The sequence below is a fragment of the Bacillus sp. 3255 genome (assembly GCF_031456485.1).
Classification (GTDB): domain Bacteria; phylum Bacillota; class Bacilli; order Paenibacillales; family NBRC-103111; genus Paenibacillus_E.
In genome coordinates this window covers 1-19,803 of sequence record NZ_JAVDUS010000009.1, presented here as the reverse complement: position 1 = coordinate 19,803, position 19,803 = coordinate 1, and the positions used below count along the sequence as shown (strand labels likewise).

The 19,803-nt window shown below is 47.9% G+C and carries 12 protein-coding genes and 2 rRNA genes; all 14 read right to left on the bottom strand.

The window, feature by feature from the left end:
• Window positions 1–19: 19 nt before the first annotated feature.
• A complete protein-coding gene (locus J2X61_RS15015) occupies window positions 20–2,632 on the bottom strand; it encodes a glycoside hydrolase family 38 N-terminal domain-containing protein (protein ID WP_310188716.1) in 2,613 nt (870 codons plus the stop codon).
• Window positions 2,633–2,653: 21 nt separating this feature from the next.
• Entirely contained in the window at window positions 2,654–5,350 is a 2,697-nt protein-coding gene (locus J2X61_RS15010) for an MGH1-like glycoside hydrolase domain-containing protein (RefSeq protein WP_310188714.1), read from the bottom strand.
• A gap of 79 nt (window positions 5,351–5,429) precedes the next feature.
• On the bottom strand, window positions 5,430–7,025 hold the full coding sequence (locus tag J2X61_RS15005) for an extracellular solute-binding protein (RefSeq protein ID WP_310188710.1): 1,596 nt from the start codon (window positions 7,023–7,025) through the stop codon (window positions 5,430–5,432).
• A 37-nt stretch (window positions 7,026–7,062) separates the two neighbouring features.
• The gene (locus J2X61_RS15000; RefSeq protein ID WP_310188707.1) at window positions 7,063–7,932 is read right to left on the bottom strand and encodes a carbohydrate ABC transporter permease; all 870 of its coding nucleotides are present in this window, start codon (window positions 7,930–7,932) and stop codon (window positions 7,063–7,065) included.
• 15 nt (window positions 7,933–7,947) lie between these two features.
• Complete coding sequence (locus J2X61_RS14995) at window positions 7,948–8,916, bottom strand: ABC transporter permease (RefSeq protein WP_310188705.1); 969 nt, start codon at window positions 8,914–8,916, stop codon at window positions 7,948–7,950.
• A 99-nt stretch (window positions 8,917–9,015) separates the two neighbouring features.
• Complete coding sequence (locus J2X61_RS14990; RefSeq protein WP_310188703.1) at window positions 9,016–10,053, bottom strand: response regulator; 1,038 nt, start codon at window positions 10,051–10,053, stop codon at window positions 9,016–9,018.
• Window positions 10,031–11,848 (bottom strand): sensor histidine kinase, encoded by a 1,818-nt coding sequence (locus J2X61_RS14985; RefSeq protein WP_310188700.1) that lies wholly within the window; start codon window positions 11,846–11,848, stop codon window positions 10,031–10,033. Before J2X61_RS14985 ends, J2X61_RS14990 begins: the two co-directional genes overlap by 23 nt.
• Window positions 11,849–11,941: 93 nt before the next feature.
• Entirely contained in the window at window positions 11,942–13,021 is a 1,080-nt protein-coding gene (locus J2X61_RS14980; protein WP_310188697.1) for a GerAB/ArcD/ProY family transporter, read from the bottom strand.
• Window positions 13,022–13,064: 43 nt separating this feature from the next.
• Window positions 13,065–14,222, bottom strand: a complete 1,158-nt coding sequence (locus tag J2X61_RS14975) for a Ger(x)C family spore germination protein (protein ID WP_274467516.1) — start codon at window positions 14,220–14,222, stop codon at window positions 13,065–13,067.
• Complete coding sequence (locus J2X61_RS14970) at window positions 14,219–15,739, bottom strand: spore germination protein (RefSeq protein WP_274467515.1); 1,521 nt, start codon at window positions 15,737–15,739, stop codon at window positions 14,219–14,221. The genes J2X61_RS14975 and J2X61_RS14970 overlap by 4 nt, the downstream gene beginning before the upstream one ends.
• A gap of 177 nt (window positions 15,740–15,916) precedes the next feature.
• Complete coding sequence (locus J2X61_RS14965) at window positions 15,917–16,141, bottom strand: hypothetical protein (RefSeq protein ID WP_274467514.1); 225 nt, start codon at window positions 16,139–16,141, stop codon at window positions 15,917–15,919.
• 24 nt (window positions 16,142–16,165) lie between these two features.
• Complete coding sequence (gene acnA, locus J2X61_RS14960; RefSeq protein ID WP_310188693.1) at window positions 16,166–18,901, bottom strand: aconitate hydratase AcnA; 2,736 nt, start codon at window positions 18,899–18,901, stop codon at window positions 16,166–16,168.
• 592 nt (window positions 18,902–19,493) lie between these two features.
• Window positions 19,494–19,610: ribosomal RNA gene (rrf, locus tag J2X61_RS14955) — 5S ribosomal RNA — on the bottom strand.
• Between the two features lie 99 nt (window positions 19,611–19,709).
• Window positions 19,710–19,803: ribosomal RNA gene (locus tag J2X61_RS14950) — 23S ribosomal RNA — on the bottom strand; the annotation flags it as partial.

The following is a 19,803-nucleotide window of genomic DNA, read 5'->3' as shown; positions in this document are numbered from 1 at the left end:
ATCTATTCCTCCTATTCAGTCAATTGGTTCGTTGCTGTCCCCAACTAATCGCAAATGTTCGGATTTGAAACGGTCCAAGGGAAACCTCTAATCCCCTGTCATGGTTGTACGAAACGGGCTCGCCCTTTGGCTGCAGAATGGCGTTCTGTTCCTGGACGGAAATGATGTCATTCGTTAAATCAGGAAAATGAATGGCTCCTGCTGCGCCATGACCGGACGCATCGTACAGACGAAGTATCCAGGCGTTCTGCTCACTGCAATAATGGAAGGAAGAGATTCCCACTTCCGGTGTATCGGAGCGCGGACCTTGTACAGCAGCTATCCTGCCGCAAGCTCGAATGACTGTAATCGGCCGCATGTTCAGCGCCTCAGCCATTCGGTCGTAATCGGCGAAGTCCTCTTCACCTTCTGCATGCTGCGCACAAATTTCATAGGTGTAGGTATGCGTAACTCCCTCTTCATAAGCGAGGTCGGAGGGCGCCTTGTATGGCATTGCTGCAGATCGGGTCAGTGCCAGCCATGCTGTAGCCCCCTCTAATCCGTTGCCAGGAATACCCGCGTTGCAAATGAGCAGCCTAGCATCGCCGCTTGCGAACCGGCTCCAATTCTGCGCTGGGAACTCGCCTTCGTCCCGCTTCACATAACCGAACGGGATTTGCTGCACCATCGTCGGCTGACGAAGGCTGGTTGGAAAGGCCGCGATTACCCGATACTGCTTCCCGGTACCCGTTAAACATGTGGAAAATCGCACTCGATCTCCCTTCGCGTCCAGAATGATACGCTTCGTATAGGCCAATTTATGATTCCAAAAAGAGACGGCACCGGTACTGCAAAGAATAACCCGATCCGGCCCTTCTTCTTCAATCCGAATGCTCGCAGACGAGCGGCTTGATGATCCCAGCCATCTTCGCGAATAAGGCAGCTGTTCCTTCAACCGGATGAGGCCGTTCTCCGGAGTAGCTCCCGTATAAGCCCCATTCAAAATCGGCTCATCGTACAGCCATAAATCTCCTTGATCCCGCATCAGAATCATATCGTTCCATTCCATTCCGTCTTCCACCCAATTAGGTTCCGCTTCGGACGTGTTCGAGCGGCATGTAAAATGCTTAATGCCACCACTAGAAGTGATATGCAGTTTCATATATCGGTTCTCGAATACATAGCCGTCGCTTGCTTCATGAAGCGTGTAGCTTTGAGCACGAGTATCGGCGGCAGCGTCTCCTGTCAGCTCCAAACGGTATGTCGAAAGCGTCATCGCCTTCAACGTATCGGTATAAGCGATCCGCAGCTTACGCGCGCCAAAGTCGTCTGACTCGAGGATCCTGCACGTAACCGGCAATTCGGTTCCTTCCCTATCCGTTACGCGAACTCCGAAGATTCCAGCGGTTGTGATAGCGATATCCAGCTCAATAACCTCTTGACGCACGAACCCGGATGGATTAAAAACATATACAATTAGCCGGTCATTGGCTTGATCATCCATACCATCCATCAGCATGGCAGCACCATCCCTTAGAAGACGATCAGCCCTTTTATACCGCTCCATCGTATCCACGTACCCTTCGTCCAGGATCGTACCGCAAATGATATCGTGGAATTGATTGTAAAGCACCTCTTGCCATGCCTCTTGGATGTTGAGTTCGGCAAGGGGCTGGTGGACGATGCCCTTAAGCATCAATACCGCTTGTAAACGCTCAACCGCCTGCAGTTTCCATTCCAATTCGCGGTTCTTTAGCTTAATACCCATTCTGGAGCTGTACGTGCCTTGAAAAACAGGATTGATGTCGCCTTCAAAGCTTGGCAAGGTTGGGGCGTCCGCCTTCACGGCATCGAGGAATGTCTGTACCGTTGAGAACTGTACGGACATCCAATCCCCCCCATATCGCTCGTTAAACAAGCGAACCGCAGCTACCGCTTCCCGCTGCGGTCTGGCCATGTCGCCTCCATTGGGAAGCAGCAAATGACCAGCGACGGCCGTAACGTTCTGCAGCATATCGACCTTCTGTTGAATCGTCTCCTCATTGCCCGCTTTCCCGAAAGTCAGCTCCAATGCATTCTGCACATTCGAGGAGAACATGATCAATCCATACCCCCCATGGAGGCGATGTGCCCGTACATCCGTGCCGTCGAGGCCCTTCCATCGAAATGGGGTGGGCATCTTTTCGTCCGCTCCCCTGGAAAACACATAAATCTCATACCCGGTCTCCGCCAGCAGCTGCGGCAGCTGCGGATGATGTCCGAAGCAGTCCGACATCCACGCGACCCGGACGTCTGTGCCAAGCAGCTCCCGGCACAGCTTCTTGCCGACCTGCACCTGTTTCATAAACGACTCTCCCGAAGGCAAGTTGACGTCCGGCATGCAGTACATCCCGCAGGCAATCTCCATTCTTCCTTCTGCGGCAAGCTTTCGCAGCAGCCCGCGCTGCTCGGGAAACCTTCGCCAATATTCCTCGACTAATATCATTTGCTCGATCATAAATGTATATGAAGGCTCGGTTTCCATAATTCGCAAAGCCTCATAGATGTGCTCGAGTGCATCGCGCAAATAATCGTCATACGTTTTCAAATAAACGGTGTCATAGTGGAAATGCGGGAGCAGATGAATCACAGTAGGTTTCGTACCGGTGGACATGCGGACTCTCTCCTTCCGTACCTAAATGGTTTTCAAGTGTAAGCTGCCATGCTCCCCAGCAGGAACCAGCACTTCATAAACGCCGGGTGTGACTTCTGCAGCTTCAGCCATTGCACCGTTCCATGTCGCCGCGTATTGGAAAGAAGGATTCATGACGACAATCATGCAATGACGCCTATGACCTCCATTTTGCCGCCCATTGCGCAACTTGATCTCACAGTCTGTGAATTGTTCACGGAAAGCGACGCTAGTCACCCATGTATCCAGACCTGCGGTAATTGTTCCCGGCTTGTAATAAGCATTAAACCATACTAATACCGGACTCGACAGTCCGCCAAAATGATGCCATCCTGCACCGCGACCGGTCGATACAATAAAATGCTCATAACAGTTGTAAGTCAGCTCCGTTTCCTTGCGCCAGCAGGCCAATCCGGTCATCGCGATTTTACGCGCCAGCTCGGGGTACCCCAGATCCAGCATCGTTTTCCAATAAAACCATTGATGCGGCATCCATACGGCCCCGTTCCAATAGCCGTCCTCCCGGTAATAGGCAGCAGAACGATCTACGGTGGATAGTCCGATCTCGGTCCACATGCGGTCACCATCAAATAGACGCTCGATCAATAGAGCTTCTTGCTCCTGTGTGGCAATACCCGCTACAAGCGGATAAGCGCCATCGAGCCCGCAGTTGAAGTTCTCCCCCGATTCATGCCTTAGTATCCCCTGCGGCGATCCGTCAGCATCATGCTGCACATAGCCAAAATAACCGGACTCGGCATCCCAGGCATGCTGCTGGATCGCATCTTCAAACATCTTAATTTCTTCGAGATATGGTTCGATTTCGGACTTAGCACCGCCAAGCTCCTCGGCCATCATGCACAAAATCTTGGCAATGCGAATGCAATGAGCCGTGTTCGATACCGGAGCGGTGACGGCGGCAAGTGCTTGCCGGTGCACATGGACCTGCGGCGGATAGTCGTCCCATCCTCCCGAGTTGTAGAAGTAATCCCATGTTGTAATCAGATTGGAGGATAACCTGCGGGTCATGCTGCTCTCTGCGAAGCCGCTAATAAATTTGTAATATTGCTTCAGTCTCGGATAAAAGTAGGCTAACCATTCCCTGTTTTGGGTCTTATTCCATAGCTCAAGAAAGAGATAATGCTGGACAGGCACTGGACTGCCATGATGAACGAACGCCGCCTGCGTATCGCCCGGCTCGGTTACATAAGTGTTCAGGCATTCGACCGCCCTCTCAGGGTCGAGTTCCGCGAGTCCGATACCTACGAAGCCGGAATCCCACGTATACAGGCAATCCCACCAGCGGCCCGGCGTATGGTGTTTGATATACGATTTCTTCATATATACCGGGTAAACGATATTGGTAAGCATCGTGGCCGCCATTAGGCGTTGACCGAACGAATAGGGCTCTCCGGCGGCTGTAGCTTGAGGCGCGAAAGCTTTTGCATGAGCTTCCGACTTCAGCTCCTCCAAGGCGGCCTCATTGAATCGTTCATCGGACAGCAGCCGGGTAAGCGCAGATTCCGATCCGTTGGCGACAACGGCATACAGCTTAACCCGTTCTCCGGCAGCCAAACGGATCGGGCGTAGAAAGACGTTCGTGAAATGGCCTTCACCCGGTCCATGAAACACCTTGTGAACATGATGATGAACGATATATCGCATATATCGGTCTAATTCACCGGCGTAAATCTCCCTAACCTCGTAGTCGTCCGAGAACCAGCGAATGCCGTATGCATGGTCGAGGGCTTCATAGCGCAGCAGAATACTTTCGTCTACGGGGCCCTGAGTGATAGTCGGAACCGGGCTCCATGCCTCGGGCTTGACATCGGATTGGGCGACCGCTTCTGCATCTCCGATGAAAAAACCGTCTAGTTCGATTTCTGCACCACCCTCTGAAACGATCACGATTCCCGCCTCTTCGGACATACGGCCCAGAACGAGCTCCGCAAATGCGAATTCGCCCGTACCGGTCAACTCGAACCTCGCCTCTGCGGCTCCTTCAAGTCTCCAATAACTGCAAGTTCCTTCCGCCATCCGATAGCGCAGCTTCAAAACTCCTCCTTCGCAAACCACGGTAGGCATACGGAATTCAATACGGTCACCAGCATCCTTGCCGAAACCGTGCCCAACGCCCGAGCCGCTAACGAACCCTTGTCCCCGAATCTCTCCCCGCAGCAATGCGTCATAGACCAGGCCATCGTCGTGCCTTGGAAGTGCGAAGCGCAGCTCCGAGTAGTCCAAAGCATCCACCCATCGCGAGCCTGATGCAGCGACGGCTTGATAGGGCTGAAGTCGGTCCCCGTGCGGCTTAACCTGCGGCATATGAAGGGAACCCATTAAGTGCAGCACGAGATTTTGTTCGCTGTTTGTCTGGTTGACTGCTTCGCAGCACATTAGCCGAGCATGATCGTCTATTTTGGAGAAGGAGATATCGCAGTATACTTGATCCTTCCACTCCAGCTCATGCCGATGGCTGTAATACGACAAATCATTTGCCGCCTCCCAAGGATGGTAACCGCTCTCCCACATCACATTCGGGATATCAATTTTCCGCCTGTAAAAACCAGGAATCACACTCAGATCGAATCGTATTCCTTTCGACGAATCCGCTACATGTGAAATTCCCATATAGGACTTGGTATACGGCCCCCAATCATCGAGGCTGATTAAATCGTGCGTCCCTGCCAGCTGCTTCATGCCCTATCCTCTCCTTCATGTGTCTCTGTATTTCACAAAAGGACCCTCCGTAACCGGAGGGTCCTTCCTTACCCTTCATCTACTTCTTGTTTACGGAGTTGTACCATTGCGTTGCTTCCTTAATCAGCTGATCGCCGCCGCGTTTCTTCCAGTCTTCAACGAATTTGTCAAAGTTATCGACCGATTCCTTACCCGTAATAACCTTTGCGGCGAACTCCAGCCACAAACCGTCTCTGCCGAGCTCCGGCCGTGCTTGCAGCGTTGGCATCACCGGCATGCCAAGTGCATCATTCTTTCTGCCTTCCTTGGATGCGACCTCAATTCCTTTGCTGACCATCTCGCCATTCGGACGGTCTTTCATGAATTCCTTATTGAGAATGTGTGAAGGGCTTACAAATCTTAACCAGGTTAAATGCATTTCCTCACGGTAAATATCCTCTGTTTTAACCGGAAAATTGTATTTGATTTGACCGCCATTCACCGTGTGGTCTACACCTTCGATGCCATAAAGCAGGAATTTCTGTGCGGCGTCCGAGTAGAACCAATCCAGGAATTTGATTGCATCCTCCGGCTTTTTATTCGACTTCGGGATGACCCATACGTTTTGGCCGACAATCGACTTGATCGTCAATCCGCCTTTCCCATCCGGCCCCGTCGGAGCAGGAATAATGTCCAGCTTCGCCGTCGGGGTACCTGTCATAACTTCCCCCGCCCACTTATCGGCGAGTCTTGGCACGTGATGCCACAGCCCTACAATTCCTTGAGCTTTAATCTTTGCATCCCAATCTTTGGGCTGCTGGACGAATACTTCGTTGTCCAGCAGCTTCTCACTATATAATGTGCGGTAAACCTTCAGCGCTTCTTTCATCGGTGCACGAACCGTATTAGGTACCAGCTGACCGTTCTCCAATGTCCAATCGGCCGGAACGACGCCATAAGCACCGAAGAACATTTCGGTCCAAGCCAGCTTCTCACGGCCCGAGTACGGAATTTCATCCTGCTTCCCGTTTCCGTTCGGGTCTTTATCACGGAAAGCTCTCAGCATGTTGATATATTCGTCAACCGTTTTAGGTACAGACAAATTAAGCTTATCAAGCCAATCCTTACGCACAAAGTTAACGACATCGTTCGGAGTCGGATTCAGCGTCGGAATCCCGTATATTTTACCGTTCTTGCTTACACCGCCATAGTCCCAGGCTTCCTTGGGAATATTCTTTTTCAGGTTCGGTCCGTATTTATCGAGAAGCTCGTTCAGTTCATATAAGGCCCCATTGTCAACGGCCGGTGCGGTTTCCGGCATATTAATGCCGCGCGTTTGAAGCAGCTGAGGAAGATCTCCGCCGGCGAAAATGAGCGTTAGCTTCTGGTTAAAATCTTTGTGAGGGATGAGCTCCAGTTGGACGTCAATGCCTGAAAGCTCTCTTAGCTTTTTTACATAAGGATCCTCATTAATATTTTGGGAGCCCTCCACATACTGCAGTCCTTCTGTTCCAACCGCTACTCTTAGCTTTGTCTTTTCTTTGGCAGCCGGTACCTGCGTGCTGGTCCCTCCATTGCTTGCCGGAGTCTGTGAGCTAGTTCCCTCATTACTTGACGTGGTCTGTGAGCAGCCAACCGCAACGCTTGCAAGCAGGCTTGCCGTCAACGTTAAACCGATTACCCTTTGTCTAACCATCCCAATCCCTCTCTTTCATGAACTATCATTTAAACATCTACCCCTTAAGCGAACCGAGCATAGCCCCTTTAATGAAATGCTTCTGGATAAAAGGATAGATGAGTATTACCGGAATCGTTGCGACAATGATTGCTGCCATCTTAATGCCCTCTAGAGATTGCAACGACAGCGAAGCCGCCTGCATCGTTGATTCCGCGTCGCTCTCGACGATCAAAGCGCGCAGCTTCACTTGCAGAGGGTAAAGCATCGAATTTCGGAGAAACATCAACGCACTGAAATACCCGTTCCAATGTCCTACGGCATAAAAAAGACCAATTGTACTAAGGGAAGGAAGCGATAGGGGAAGCACGACTTTCCATAGTGTCCGGTATTCGTCCGCTCCATCGATTTTGGCCGCTTCCGTCAGACTTTCCGGGATGTTCTGGAAGAAGGTAATCATAATAATCAAATTAAAGGCGCTGATCGTCCCTGGAATAATTAAAGCCCATAATGAATTCAGCATCCCTAATGACTTTACGAGCAAATACAGCGGGATTATAGGAACTTGGAAGATCATAGAAAATACGATGAATAACAGAATGAACTTCCGGCCGCGTAAATCGTTGCGAGCGAGGCCGTATGCCATTAAGCTCGTAAAGACGAGGTTAATGAACGTTCCGACGGTTGTTAATAATAAGGTGACCCCGAACGCTCTCCACAGTGCCTTATTATTCGTTACAGCTTTATAATTTTCGAGCGTCCATTCCACGGGCCAGAGAAGTACTTTACCGGCGGAAATGGCATGACCGCTGCTGAAAGAGCCTGCAAAGATATAAATAAAAGGCAGTATCATAGCTAGTCCGGTTAATGTAAGGATGATGTAGTTGGCGATGAGAAATCCACGCCTTGCTGGACTCATGCGAATCATGAAGTCCTCCCCTTTCTAGTAGATTGAATTTCCGGTCGTTTTTCGGCTTATGAAATTAGCGCCCATTACGAGAATAAGTCCAACCGCCGATTTGAAAATACCGATCGCCGTCGTATAGCTGTACTGTGCACCCAGCAAACCGATTCGATAAATGTAGGTATCCAGAATTTCACCCGTCTCCACCACAAGCGGATTCAACAGGATATAAACCTGTTCAAAGCCAAGGTCAAGAATGTGTCCGATCCGCAACAGTAATAAAATAATAATGGTGGGCATCAAGCTCGGAATTGTAATACTGAACACTTGTTTCAGTCGTCCTGCACCGTCAACCTCAGCCGCTTCGTACAATTCGGGATTAATGCCGGTTAGCGCCGCCAAATAAATAATCGTTCCCCATCCTACTTCCTTCCAAATACCAGAGAAAACAACGATGCTGCGAAAATATTTGGGCTCCTGCATGAAGAAAATGGATTCAAGTCCCAACGCTTTCAGCAGTTGATTCAGAATGCCGGAAGACGGTGATAAGAAGTTGATCACTAACCCGCCGACAATCACCCAAGATAGAAAGTGTGGCATGTAAATAATGGTCTGAATCGTTCGTTTAAACAGTACTTTCCTAACCTCGTTCAGCAAAAGCGCAAGCAGGATAGGTGCGGGAAAACCTAACACAAGCTGATAAAGGCTGATAAGCAACGTGTTCGACATGACTTGATAAAACTCAGGATAAGCGAACAAGTTTGAAAAATGCTTCAATCCAACGAACGGACTGTTCAAGAATCCTCCGAATACGTTATAGTCTTGAAACGCAATGATACTGCCGGCAAGCGGTACATATTTGAACAATAAGAAAAACACGATACCCGGGGCGATCATCGAATAAATTTGCCAATTTTTTTTGAAATAGTTCCAAAAGGATGTCTGGTGCGTTTTCGTTTGTATCGATAAGCGAACTGCTTGGGCTTTCTGGGACTGAATCGTCTTCATGCTGTCTCCCTCCGTTTCTTTTAAGTTTATTGTAAGCGCTTCCTAGTCTGGATGACATGTTTTTTCTATTGATATATTGTCTTTTCTTTTACCTACTTGTTAAAAAAATCCCATGTTTTTGCGAAATTCCGTAGGCGAAACGCCATAATTTTTCTTAAATGCTTTATTAAAATATGGATAATCGCTGTAGCCTACTGCATTAGCCGCTTCATATGTTTTGACTGTCGGATCGGCCAAAAGTCTGCAAGCCTGCTCCATTCGCAGCTTCGTAACAAATTGAATAAAGCTGGTGCCTAAGTTCTCTTTAAACAATGTACTCAGATAAGCCGGCGACAGCCCTACGTGTTCAGCGACCTGCTGGAGCGATAAGGTTTCATCTGTATAATGACTGCTGATATACTGCTCAGCTTTGGTTATTTGCTGCCGGACGCCCCAATTCCGCGCTTCCCGCCTTTTTCCCATGACTTCCTGTGTAAATATTCGCAGATGCCCGACAGCTTGTTCAACGGTAACCGGCCTTATATGCACTTGCTCCACTTCTTCACGCGATAGCGCGAGCTCCTCGGCGAGTACGGCTATCATATCGGCATACAGCGACTCTGCCCCAAGATCCCGCTCAAGCTCCATCCATTTGGTTTGGATGGACTCCAAACAATCCTCGACCTTAAGCCGGTTGAGGAGCTCAATCTGCACGGTAAGCTGCTTGGCTTCCATGCTGCAGACATGGATCCAAGATTGCCGTAATCGTCTCGTATGGCTGCGGTTTTCAAATTTGTCGTACACCGTTCTCAGCACCTGGTACACCTGTTCAGGCACTAATGGCTTCAGCAAATAATCACTAACACCAAGACGGAGCGCTTTCCTCGCGTAATCGAACTCTTCGTATCCCGACACGATAATAAACTCGGTCTCGGGGTATTGGTTCTTCGCCAGCTCAACAAGTTCAAGACCATTCAACCCTGGCATTCGAATGTCCGTAATTACCAAATTCGGCCTTAACTGCTCGATCAACTGCAAAGCTTCCTCCCCATCCTCCGCTTCTCCGACAACTTGAAACCGATCTCCTTGATCTTGAATCAGCTTCGTCAGACTAAGCTTAATCATATACTCGTCGTCAACCAGCAGGGCTTTGTACATGAGATTCATGCTCCTTTATAGGTAGTCTGATTTCGAGAACTGTGCCGCTTTCATCGGACCTCTCGATTCGTAAGCCGTACGTTTCGCCAAAGTGCATGGCGAGCCTTGCATGAACATTCCACATTCCGATTCGTTGGAAAGGCGATAAATCTGAGCTGTCATCGCTGCCGTGGATAGAACCCTGAAAGGCCTGGTTATACTGCGCCATCAGCTGCCCATCCATACCTAGGCCCCTATCCAGCACCTTCAGCGAATAATAACCGACGCATTTCTTTCCGAATATCCCCACGTAGGAAGGACGCAGCCTGTGGCGTTCATACCCGTGAACAAATACGTTCTCAACAAGGGGTTGGAGCGTGAGCCGAACAACGGACACGTGCTCCGCTTCTTCCTCTTCGAGGTCGATTTCGATATCCAACCTGCGATACCGCTCTTGTTGAATCAACATATAGGTACGAATATGGTTCAATTCTTCCCTCAGCGTTACAACCGGCTTCATACCATTCACACTGTACCGGAAGAAGGCGGCCAAAGCCGTCGACATACGGCTGATAGGCATAATATTTTGCACGATTGCGTACGAATTAATGATTTCCAGCGTGTTATATAAGAAATGCGGGTTAATTTGGCTTTGCATCGCTTGCAGCACACTTTCCCGCTGCCGGATTTGCATATCCTTCTGCCTCAACTCGGCTCTATGCACAACCTCTATCAATCGCCTAATTTCATTGACCATCTTGTTAAAGCTCCGGTTAACGCTGTCCAGCTCACTGTTAAAAGGCTGCTCCGGAGCGGACACAGATAAATCGCCGATTTCAGCCCTTTTCATAAGACGCTGAAGATTGCGCAGGGAACGCGTCAGCGAGAACGCAAACGCCCCAATTGAAGTAAAGATCAAGGCTGCCAGAATGATGCCGATGACAATCGTCATATTTCGCAATGCATTGAGGCCCCGGTTCATTTCTTGAAGCGGCACTTCGGAAATTAAGACAAGACCGGTCTTGTCCGAGCGATAATAGGTGACCAGCGTACTGCCGGAAGCCCCTTTTTTAAAGGAGCCCGATGTGCTCTGGAAAGGTTTCAACTCTTCTTCCGCAGCCTTCTGCCCCCACTTCGTTTTGTCAGGGTGGCAGACGATAACGCCGTTACGGTCGACCGCCCATAGAAATCCCGTGTCACCCAACCGGTTCCGGCCGCAAATGTTATCGATTTCGTTTAAATTCAGGTCAATCAGCATGATACCTGTATGTCTGTATGAAAGCGCATCCAAAAATACGCGCATAATCGTCAGCACCGGGGTTGCATCCATCCTGTCTATGCCGATGACCTTATAATTTTGCGAGGGCACGAGTGTATCGAGAAGGCGAAGGTTTCTCTTCCTCAGCTCAGGCCCTCCCGTACTGGATAAATCCACAGCTTGTTTCGACAGTACTGTGAAGTTGTAAATGTCCTCACGGCCAAAAATAATATTGTGCAATAGTTCTTCTTTAATACGCTTGGTGTATACAATTTGCTCATAGGTATCCTCAGCCGGTATTTTCAGAAATTGCTGAATGAGAGGATGTGTTAGCAGGGGGTACGTCGTACGCTCCAGATCGTGGAAGTAAGAGTTCAGATGTTCGCTTGTTTGACGAAGCAGCTGATCGCTGAAGGCGATGGCATTCTGCTCCGCCGTTTTGGCTGAAATGGAATACCAGAAGTAACCAAACAGGAAAAAGGGAACACACATGAACAGAATGATAAGAAGGACAAGCTTCTTGATGATGGACAGACTTCGGAACTTGTTTGTGAGCATATGTTGCGATCCCCCAAATTTTTGATATCCGTTAATCTTCCTACAATTCCACTTTAAAACTCTTTTTCCTTCAGGGATTAAACAGCGATTTGTTTATTTCGATTTTTTCCTGATCATAGCGATGATCCATAAGAATAGGGGGATGGTGATACCGCAAACAGGGAATATGACGGAGGTCCAAAATTTGTCATATTGTGTGAAAGCCGTCTCATCCGGAATCAGAAAAGCCATAATAAAAATAATCGGCGCCCCGATCCAGATCATTTTCCGCCACTCTTTCATTTTGAGCCATTGCGCCGTTTCATAGCTAGCGATAAAGAAATAGAGGGATAGTTGGGCGAACACTCCGAAAATCCAGATAAACATAATGAAGATATCGACGTTTTGAATGAAATTTAATATGTCAATGGTTCTTACAAACATGAAGTAAGGAAATCTTATTTTGGCTGATAAATTGGGGCCAAAAACCAATATGACCATAAGTGTGGAAATCGAGACTATTAAAACGGTCGTACAGATCCCCCAAATCGACCGGGAAAGAGCTTTTTGCGGTTGCTGCATAAACGAGATGATGACCAAGAAGGTGAACGGACCTGCGAACCAAATGGAGGGGGCCAGTGATCCTTTTACGATGTTCAACCACCCGGAATCAAAATAAACAGGCTGTAAATAACGCAAATCCACGTTGCCCACATTCAAAATGATACTGATCAACAGCGTTAACATAATAACCGGACCCATTAGCTCGCAGAATCGGCCGATCCCTGTAATTCCCGCTGAATAAGTCATATAGATCGTTACACCAACCAAGAGAATCATAATCATCCAAAGAGGTGTACGATCAACAAGAACAAGGTGTAAGAAGTCCGCAAAGGAACGCAATAAAGCAGCGGATAGGATATACCACACAATGAGAAACGGAATAACCAGTATTCTTCCGAACCATTTCCCTAGAAGGGATTGACTAAATAAGGTCAATGTTTGATTAGGGTGGAGCATGCTCAAATGAATAACAGGTAAGCTTAAGGCTATCCCTATGCCACCCGCAATCAACATGGATAACCACGCATCTTGTTTAGCTATAATGATCGCAGGTGAAATTCTTAACCCGATCATCGCAATGACTTCTGTCGTTACAATAATCCAGAATAGCTGATTTCCCGATAACTTCATGAATCCCTTCACTCCTCTAAGATGAAATACAGGCTTACGCAAATCAAGGCCTGCTCATGATAGATGAAGTCGTTTGGCCCGGTTCTTTGCAATGAATGTCTACTTTGACGGAGACTTGAAGTTGAGAAAAGGTATGGCTCCAATCCTTCTCAAGGTTTTTCCATTGTTTTGGGTATTTTCGATGAACCACTTCGCCAAACCCGAAAATATCCGTTTTGTACTCCTTCTGCACTTTATCTATGAGCTGCTGTACAGAATTTTGAGTCGTGAGATTGAATTCATCCTGTATGATTTGCAGATCTTTTCGCGCGGTCGGATCCAAGGTCGCATTGTTTTCTACAATGGACCCTTTGCCTACCAGTCGTACCTCGATTTGTATTTGATCATTGACGAGATTCACTCGTATGCGCCGATCTAATTTTTGCATATTTAGGCTGATGTTTCCGTTCCCCTGCGTGATATAAGATGTGATGATAAACCCCTTCTGTTTGCCTGTTATCCAATTGGCATAGAAAGATTCTCTAGTATTCAAGAAGCCTGCTAATTTGAGACCATTGTCTTTGTTTAGAATAGCAGATCCGGTATACACGTACTTCTTCAATGGCGTCATGCTGACCGCAGGCAAGAGGGGATAGGTCCCCTGGCTCAAAGATTCCGACAAAAAATTACGGTAATAGTAGGGGTTTATTTGTAAAGTATCTTGTTGACTCACGAGTTCCGTTGATGTGTACGGGTCAAAAATAGGCTCCATGGAAAGGAGGTCTTTGGCATCCCCATCTTTAACTACATAAATCGTTGAGCGCATCTCCGATTGCGGATTACGAATAACCATGTCGATAAAGCTGGCTATCCCATATTCCGCCATCCGTTGACCGACGAGTATCGTCTGGCGATGACCGTAAAATAACTGTCGGGAGAGCTGTGTTTGCAGGTTTTGACCGGCATCCATGAAATCCTTTCCAGTAGCGGACACGACATGGAAGCTTTTTTTGTTTCCTCCATCGCCGCCACCGTTTAAACCGCCGCCAATCACTGCTGGAATCGCCAATAAAGAGCTGATTTCAAATTTTCCGTCTTTGGTAAGATCCATTGCCGCGCCGTTAATAAAAGCGAGCTGATTCGGTTCCCGCTGGTCCCAACACCCCGTTAAGATCGCTATCATCAGAAGCAATACGAAACCAAGCTTTCCTGCTCTCTTCATGGATGATCAGCCCCATTATCAGGCTTATTCTGTATAGAAAGTTTGTGCGGCTGCCGCATCAACACATCCTTAAGCCGGCGAGGGATAAGCGGTGTGACAGGTTCAAGATAGGGAGTCCCGAATGGACTTAAGTGAATCAGATGCGTAATAATCGCAATAATGCCGATGGCTAACCCTAATAAGCCAAAAGCTCCGGATAGTATCAATAAAGGGAATCTTAAAATCCGCAAGGGAAAACCAGCTCGATATCGCGGAATGACGAACGATGCGATTCCCGCAGCCGATACGACAATAACAATAGGCGCTGAAATGATACCGGCACGCACAGCCGCTTCACCGATGACCAAGGCTCCAGCTACGGTCACAAGGGGGCCGATCTGTTGCGGCAACCGGATGCCGGCTTCCCGCAGCCCTTCAAACATCAGCTCCATCAAAAACACTTCAATCACAGATGGGAAGGGAGACATTTCCCGCAGTGCGGCAATTGTAATCATCAGTTTGGGAGGAACCATCTCCGGATGGAAATTGGTTAACGCAATATAGATAGAGGGGGAAACGACCGAAAAGAAAATAAAGATATAACGAATCCAACGACTAAAGTTTACGAACAGAAATCGTTCATAATAATCGTCAGGCGCCTGTAATCCGCCCCAAAATGTAATTGGGGCTACAAGTGCAAAAGGAGACCCATCGGTGATGATCGCTAATTTCCCCTCCAGCAATCCGGCTGCAACCACATCCGGACGCTCCGTGTTCCCTAATTGAGAAAAAGGTGAATAATGAGTCTCTTCAATAGATTCCTCGATATACCCGGATTCCAGTATGCCATCGATTTGGATTTGACTTAGACGGTAGCGGACTTCATTTAATACGGACATAGAAACGATGCCTTCCAGGTAAACCACAACGATTTCGGTCTTTGTTAAGGTACCGAGCTGTAAAGACTCCATTTTCAACTTAGGGGTTGCCAGTATCCTGCGCAGCAAAGACGTATTCGTTCGAAGGTGTTCCGTAAAGCTTTCTCTGGAACCTCGAAGCGTAATCTCGCCGGAAGACTCTTGAACGCTTCGAGTTTCGAATTTGGAGACATCCCCAAGAAGGGCGACGTCATCGCCATCTGCCAATATCGCGATGTTCCCCTTTAGAATGTGTTCGGTAATATCCCCGATGTCAGAGACTTTCTTGGTTTGTAAAATAGAAATAAGATTCTTTTCGCAGATTTGCGAGATAGATTCCAATGTCCCAAGTCCTTGAGGCAGCCCATCGTACATTAAAGGCCGAAGCACATTAGTCATAATGAGGTCTGCATTGATCATTCCGTCAACGTAAATGAACAGCAATTTAGTCGAACCTTGAATGACCATTTCATGAAATTGAATATCTGAACAATTTTGAAAGATATGTTTCAAGATTTGCTCATTCTCAATCATGCTCTTTCCAATATTTTGACTCGGAATATCGCTACTGATTCGCTCTTTTTGTTCTCCGAGAAGATTCGATTTCTTAGACCAGTTCACTCACGTTCACGTCCTTCGTGCTCAGGCTACGAGTTATTATATCCAACTTTTAGCACTTTACTCTGTACGTGCATTTCCTCGTTCAGCCCAGCGGTCCTGAGCACGTGCCGATGTATGGAACATTTGTCCAATGAAAAAAGCTTGCCACTGGACATCCAGCGGCAAGCCTCCAAAAGGCTATTTATCCTTCTTTCCTTTATTTTTATCCGCCTCCGTATCACCGGTTGCTTTTTTATCTTCCTCATCGGTCTTTTTTGCTTCTTGTTTATCTTTTCGTTCTTCTGCCTGATCTTCCTTATTCTTATTTTTCTCACTGTTACTTGTGGAAGTATTACAACCCGTAAAGGATATCAACATCGATAAAATACTAAGAACTGTAATAACTCGTTGGAGTTTGACCAAATTGTTCCGCGCTCCTCCATATGTTTATATAGTCACGCTCTCACTGTTTGTCTCCGCGATCATCTGGCGCAGAACAGTTTGCAGAATACCGCCATTCCGGTAGTAATCTACATCGACCAGGCTATCCAAACGCACGAGTACGCTAAAATTAAACGTTGTACCATCCTCGCGGGTTACCGTCACATTGGCCGTAGAACCTGGTAGGATCTCATTGCTCAAGCCTGTTATATCAAATGTTTCACGGCCCGTCAGACCGAATGCTTTCCAGCTTGTCCCCTCCAGGAATTGAAGCGGTAGAACGCCCATACCCACAAGGTTGCTCCTATGGATTCGTTCGAAGCTTTCCGCGATAACTGCCTTCACGCCTAGCAGGAATGTACCTTTTGCCGCCCAGTCTCGCGAGCTTCCAGTTCCGTACTCTTTGCCTGCAAGAATAATGAGGTTCTGGCCATTCTCCTGATATTTCATGGATGCATCATAAATGGACTCGATTTCCCCCGTCGGAAGGTAAGTGGTTACGCCTCCCTCGGTTCCCGGCGCCAGTTGGTTCCTGATGCGAATATTTGCAAAAGTCCCGCGCATCATGACTTCGTGATTACCACGCCTCGAACCATAGGAGTTGAAGTCGTGCCTTTTTACACCATGTTGCACAAGATACTGACCTGCAGGGCTATCCCCTTTGATGTTGCCAGCGGGGGAAATATGATCCGTTGTAATCGAATCCTCTAATAGCGCCAGTGTTCTCGCGCCTTGAATGTCCGCAATATCAGAGGGAACCGTACTGAGGTCCATGAAGAACGGCGGCTCTTGAATATAGGTGGAATTCTCGTCAAATTCGTATAAGTTACCTTCTGGTATTGCGATTTGGTTGAAGCGCTCATTAGCACGAAATACATTGCTGTATTTATCACGGAATGTTTCTGCATCCATAGCCATGTCAAGTGCTTCTTGGATCTCTTGATTGGTCGGCCAAATATCTTTGAGATAGACCGGCTGATTATGATGATCGTAACCAATTGGGTCGGTGGCCAAATCGATATTAACTGTACCTGCAAGCGCGTAGGCCACTACCAGCGGAGGCGAACCAAGGTAGTTAGCTTTGACTTGGGCATGAACGCGGCCTTCGAAGTTACGGTTTCCGGAGATAACAGCGGATACGGTCATATTTTTATTGGCGATGGCTTTACTGACCTCTTCCGTAAGCGGACCGGAGTTTCCAATGCAAGTTGCACAGCCGTAGCCAACAACATGAAACCCTAGTGCTTCTAGCGGCTCAAGTAAACCGGCTCTGGATAGATACTCCGTAACAACCAAGGAACCCGGCGTTAATGAGCTTTTCACATATAAGGGCTTTCTGAGACCACGGGCAACGGCTTTCTTCGCCACAAGTCCCGCCCCCATCATCACACTTGGATTGGACGTATTCGTGCAAGAAGTAATCGCAGCGATGACTACCGCGCCGGTCCCCATTCTTACGGTTTCACCGTTAGGGTATACAATATCCACCTCTTCGTTGATTTCCTCGTCGCTTAGACCATATCCGCCTTGATCGATCGGCAAACGAATGATGGAATTGAAGGATTCCTTCAATTTCGTAAGCTCTACGCGGTCTTGAGGACGTTTAGGACCTGCCAGACTTGGTACAACGGAGCCGAGATCAAGCTCAATAATATCGGTGAAGACAGGATCAGGCGTACTATCTGTCCGGAACAAACCTTGTGCTTTGTAATAGGCTTCTACAAGCTCGACTTGGTCAGCATCACGGCCGGTACCCTTCAAATAATTCAATGTTTCGACATCTACAGGGAAGAAACCAATGGTAGCCCCATACTCCGGTGCCATATTCGCTACAGTTGCACGGTCGGCTAATGAGATATTGCTTAAGCCGGGGCCAAAGAACTCAATAAATTTACCGACAACCCCTTTCTTACGCAAAATTTGCGTAACCGTCAGCGCAAGGTCGGTTGCCGTAGCCCCTTCTGCCAGATGGCCGGTGATCCGAAAGCCAATGACATCCGGAGCTACAAAATAAAGAGGTTGTCCAAGCATGCCAGCTTCAGCCTCGATCCCCCCAACTCCCCAGCCTACAACACCTAAACCGTTGATCATTGTCGTATGCGAGTCTGTGCCGACAAGAGAATCCGGGTAAACGACCGTTTCACCGCCGATCGTCTTCGTGGCTGCAACGGATGCCAGATACTCCAAGTTGACTTGGTGAACAATGCCTGTCGAAGGCGGAATTGCCCGGAAATTCTCGAAGGCCGTTTGGGCCCAACGCAAGAAACGGTAGCGTTCTTCATTTCTTTCAAATTCTAAATTAATGTTGTACTCGAGTGCCTCCGGTGTCCCGGAAGCATCCACCATAATAGAGTGGTCAATGACTAAATCTACAGGGACCAGGGGATTGATCCGTTTAGGATCACCGCCAACACGGGCCATCGTCGCCCGCATCGCTGCCAAGTCAACAACGACCGGCACACCTGTGAAATCTTGTAGGACGATCCGTGCCGGGATGAAAGGAATCTCTTTGTTGACATCGCGTTGGTCAGCCCAGCGAGCAATTTGTTTAACATGTTCACTCGTAATGGAACGACCGTCAAATTGACGGATAGCAGCTTCTAGTAAAACCCGGATAGAAAAAGGAAGCTTGCTGACGGCTCCGTACCCTTGGCTTTCGAAATCAGGAAGGCTATAGTATTTGTAAGTTTTCGAGCCAACGGTTAACTCTTTACGTACAGTAGAAAAGTCCTTATCAGACATGTTGAATCCTCCTCTAGATTGAAGCCAAACGTTATAGTGCTGCTAAAATGATAATATTCCCTTCGGACTAACGAATATGTAAACGAAAAAACGCTATTGCAAAGGCAATAGCGCTTTAAATAGATATTTACTTAGTAATCTAACCCTTTAATGAAAGAAGCCATTCTGAGTAACAAGAACGACATAAAACTTCTATTTTATCCTCTATCCCATCTTTTTGATAAATCGTTATACTGTGGGCTATGTCGGCATTCGTATTGCAGTAATAGCAGCACCTGGACAAATGATTCCCCTCCCTCTGATAGATGAAATTAAAAAGCTTTTTGCAAATTTATTGTTCATCACTTTGATCGTTTTTAATCTCGAGAGGGGCTTCAAGTTGCAGTGCTATTCTTGCATAGGTTTGGCAGAACGAGGAACGCTAACATGTTAATTAACATGATCGTTCCCGACATTGCCGGAGCTTCCAAATGAACATAGCCCAGGGTTATATGATCTGAATGCTTAGTAGATAGAGAAAGCCCGAGGGAAGTTCCCTCGGGCTTTGAATTGAAAAAGCCTTACAAGAATTTCTCCTTGTAAGGCTTAGTCTGCTTGGCAACGTTCTACTCTCCCAGAACCCTGCGGTTCAAGTACCATCGACGCTGGAGGGCTTAACGGTCGTGTTCGAGATGGGAACGCGTGGGTCCCCTCCGCCATCATCACCAAACGTGATGCTTCTGCCAGGAAACATCGGTTATTCATCAGAATGTCTTGCACCCTGAAAACTAGATACGAAACTTATGTAAAGTTGAACACTTAGGTATATTAGGATAAGCCCTCGACCGATTAGTATTCGTCAGCTGCATGCATTGCTGCACTTCCACCTCGAACCTATCAACCTCGTCGTCTACAAGGGGTCT

What these genes read in the sequence shown, in the direction of transcription:
- J2X61_RS15015 (WP_310188716.1), bottom strand. Translation starts at nt 2,632, where the DNA reads ATGTCCACCGGTACGAAACCTACTGTGATTCATCTGCTCCCGCATTTC.
- J2X61_RS15010 (WP_310188714.1), bottom strand. Translation starts at nt 5,350, where the DNA reads ATGAAGCAGCTGGCAGGGACGCACGATTTAATCAGCCTCGATGATTGG.
- J2X61_RS15005 (WP_310188710.1), bottom strand. Translation starts at nt 7,025, where the DNA reads ATGGTTAGACAAAGGGTAATCGGTTTAACGTTGACGGCAAGCCTGCTT.
- J2X61_RS15000 (WP_310188707.1), bottom strand. Translation starts at nt 7,932, where the DNA reads ATGATTCGCATGAGTCCAGCAAGGCGTGGATTTCTCATCGCCAACTAC.
- J2X61_RS14995 (WP_310188705.1), bottom strand. Translation starts at nt 8,916, where the DNA reads ATGAAGACGATTCAGTCCCAGAAAGCCCAAGCAGTTCGCTTATCGATA.
- J2X61_RS14990 (WP_310188703.1), bottom strand. Translation starts at nt 10,053, where the DNA reads ATGTACAAAGCCCTGCTGGTTGACGACGAGTATATGATTAAGCTTAGT.
- J2X61_RS14985 (WP_310188700.1), bottom strand. Translation starts at nt 11,848, where the DNA reads ATGCTCACAAACAAGTTCCGAAGTCTGTCCATCATCAAGAAGCTTGTC.
- J2X61_RS14980 (WP_310188697.1), bottom strand. Translation starts at nt 13,021, where the DNA reads ATGAAGTTATCGGGAAATCAGCTATTCTGGATTATTGTAACGACAGAA.
- J2X61_RS14975 (WP_274467516.1), bottom strand. Translation starts at nt 14,222, where the DNA reads ATGAAGAGAGCAGGAAAGCTTGGTTTCGTATTGCTTCTGATGATAGCG.
- acnA (WP_310188693.1), bottom strand. Translation starts at nt 18,901, where the DNA reads ATGTCTGATAAGGACTTTTCTACTGTACGTAAAGAGTTAACCGTTGGC.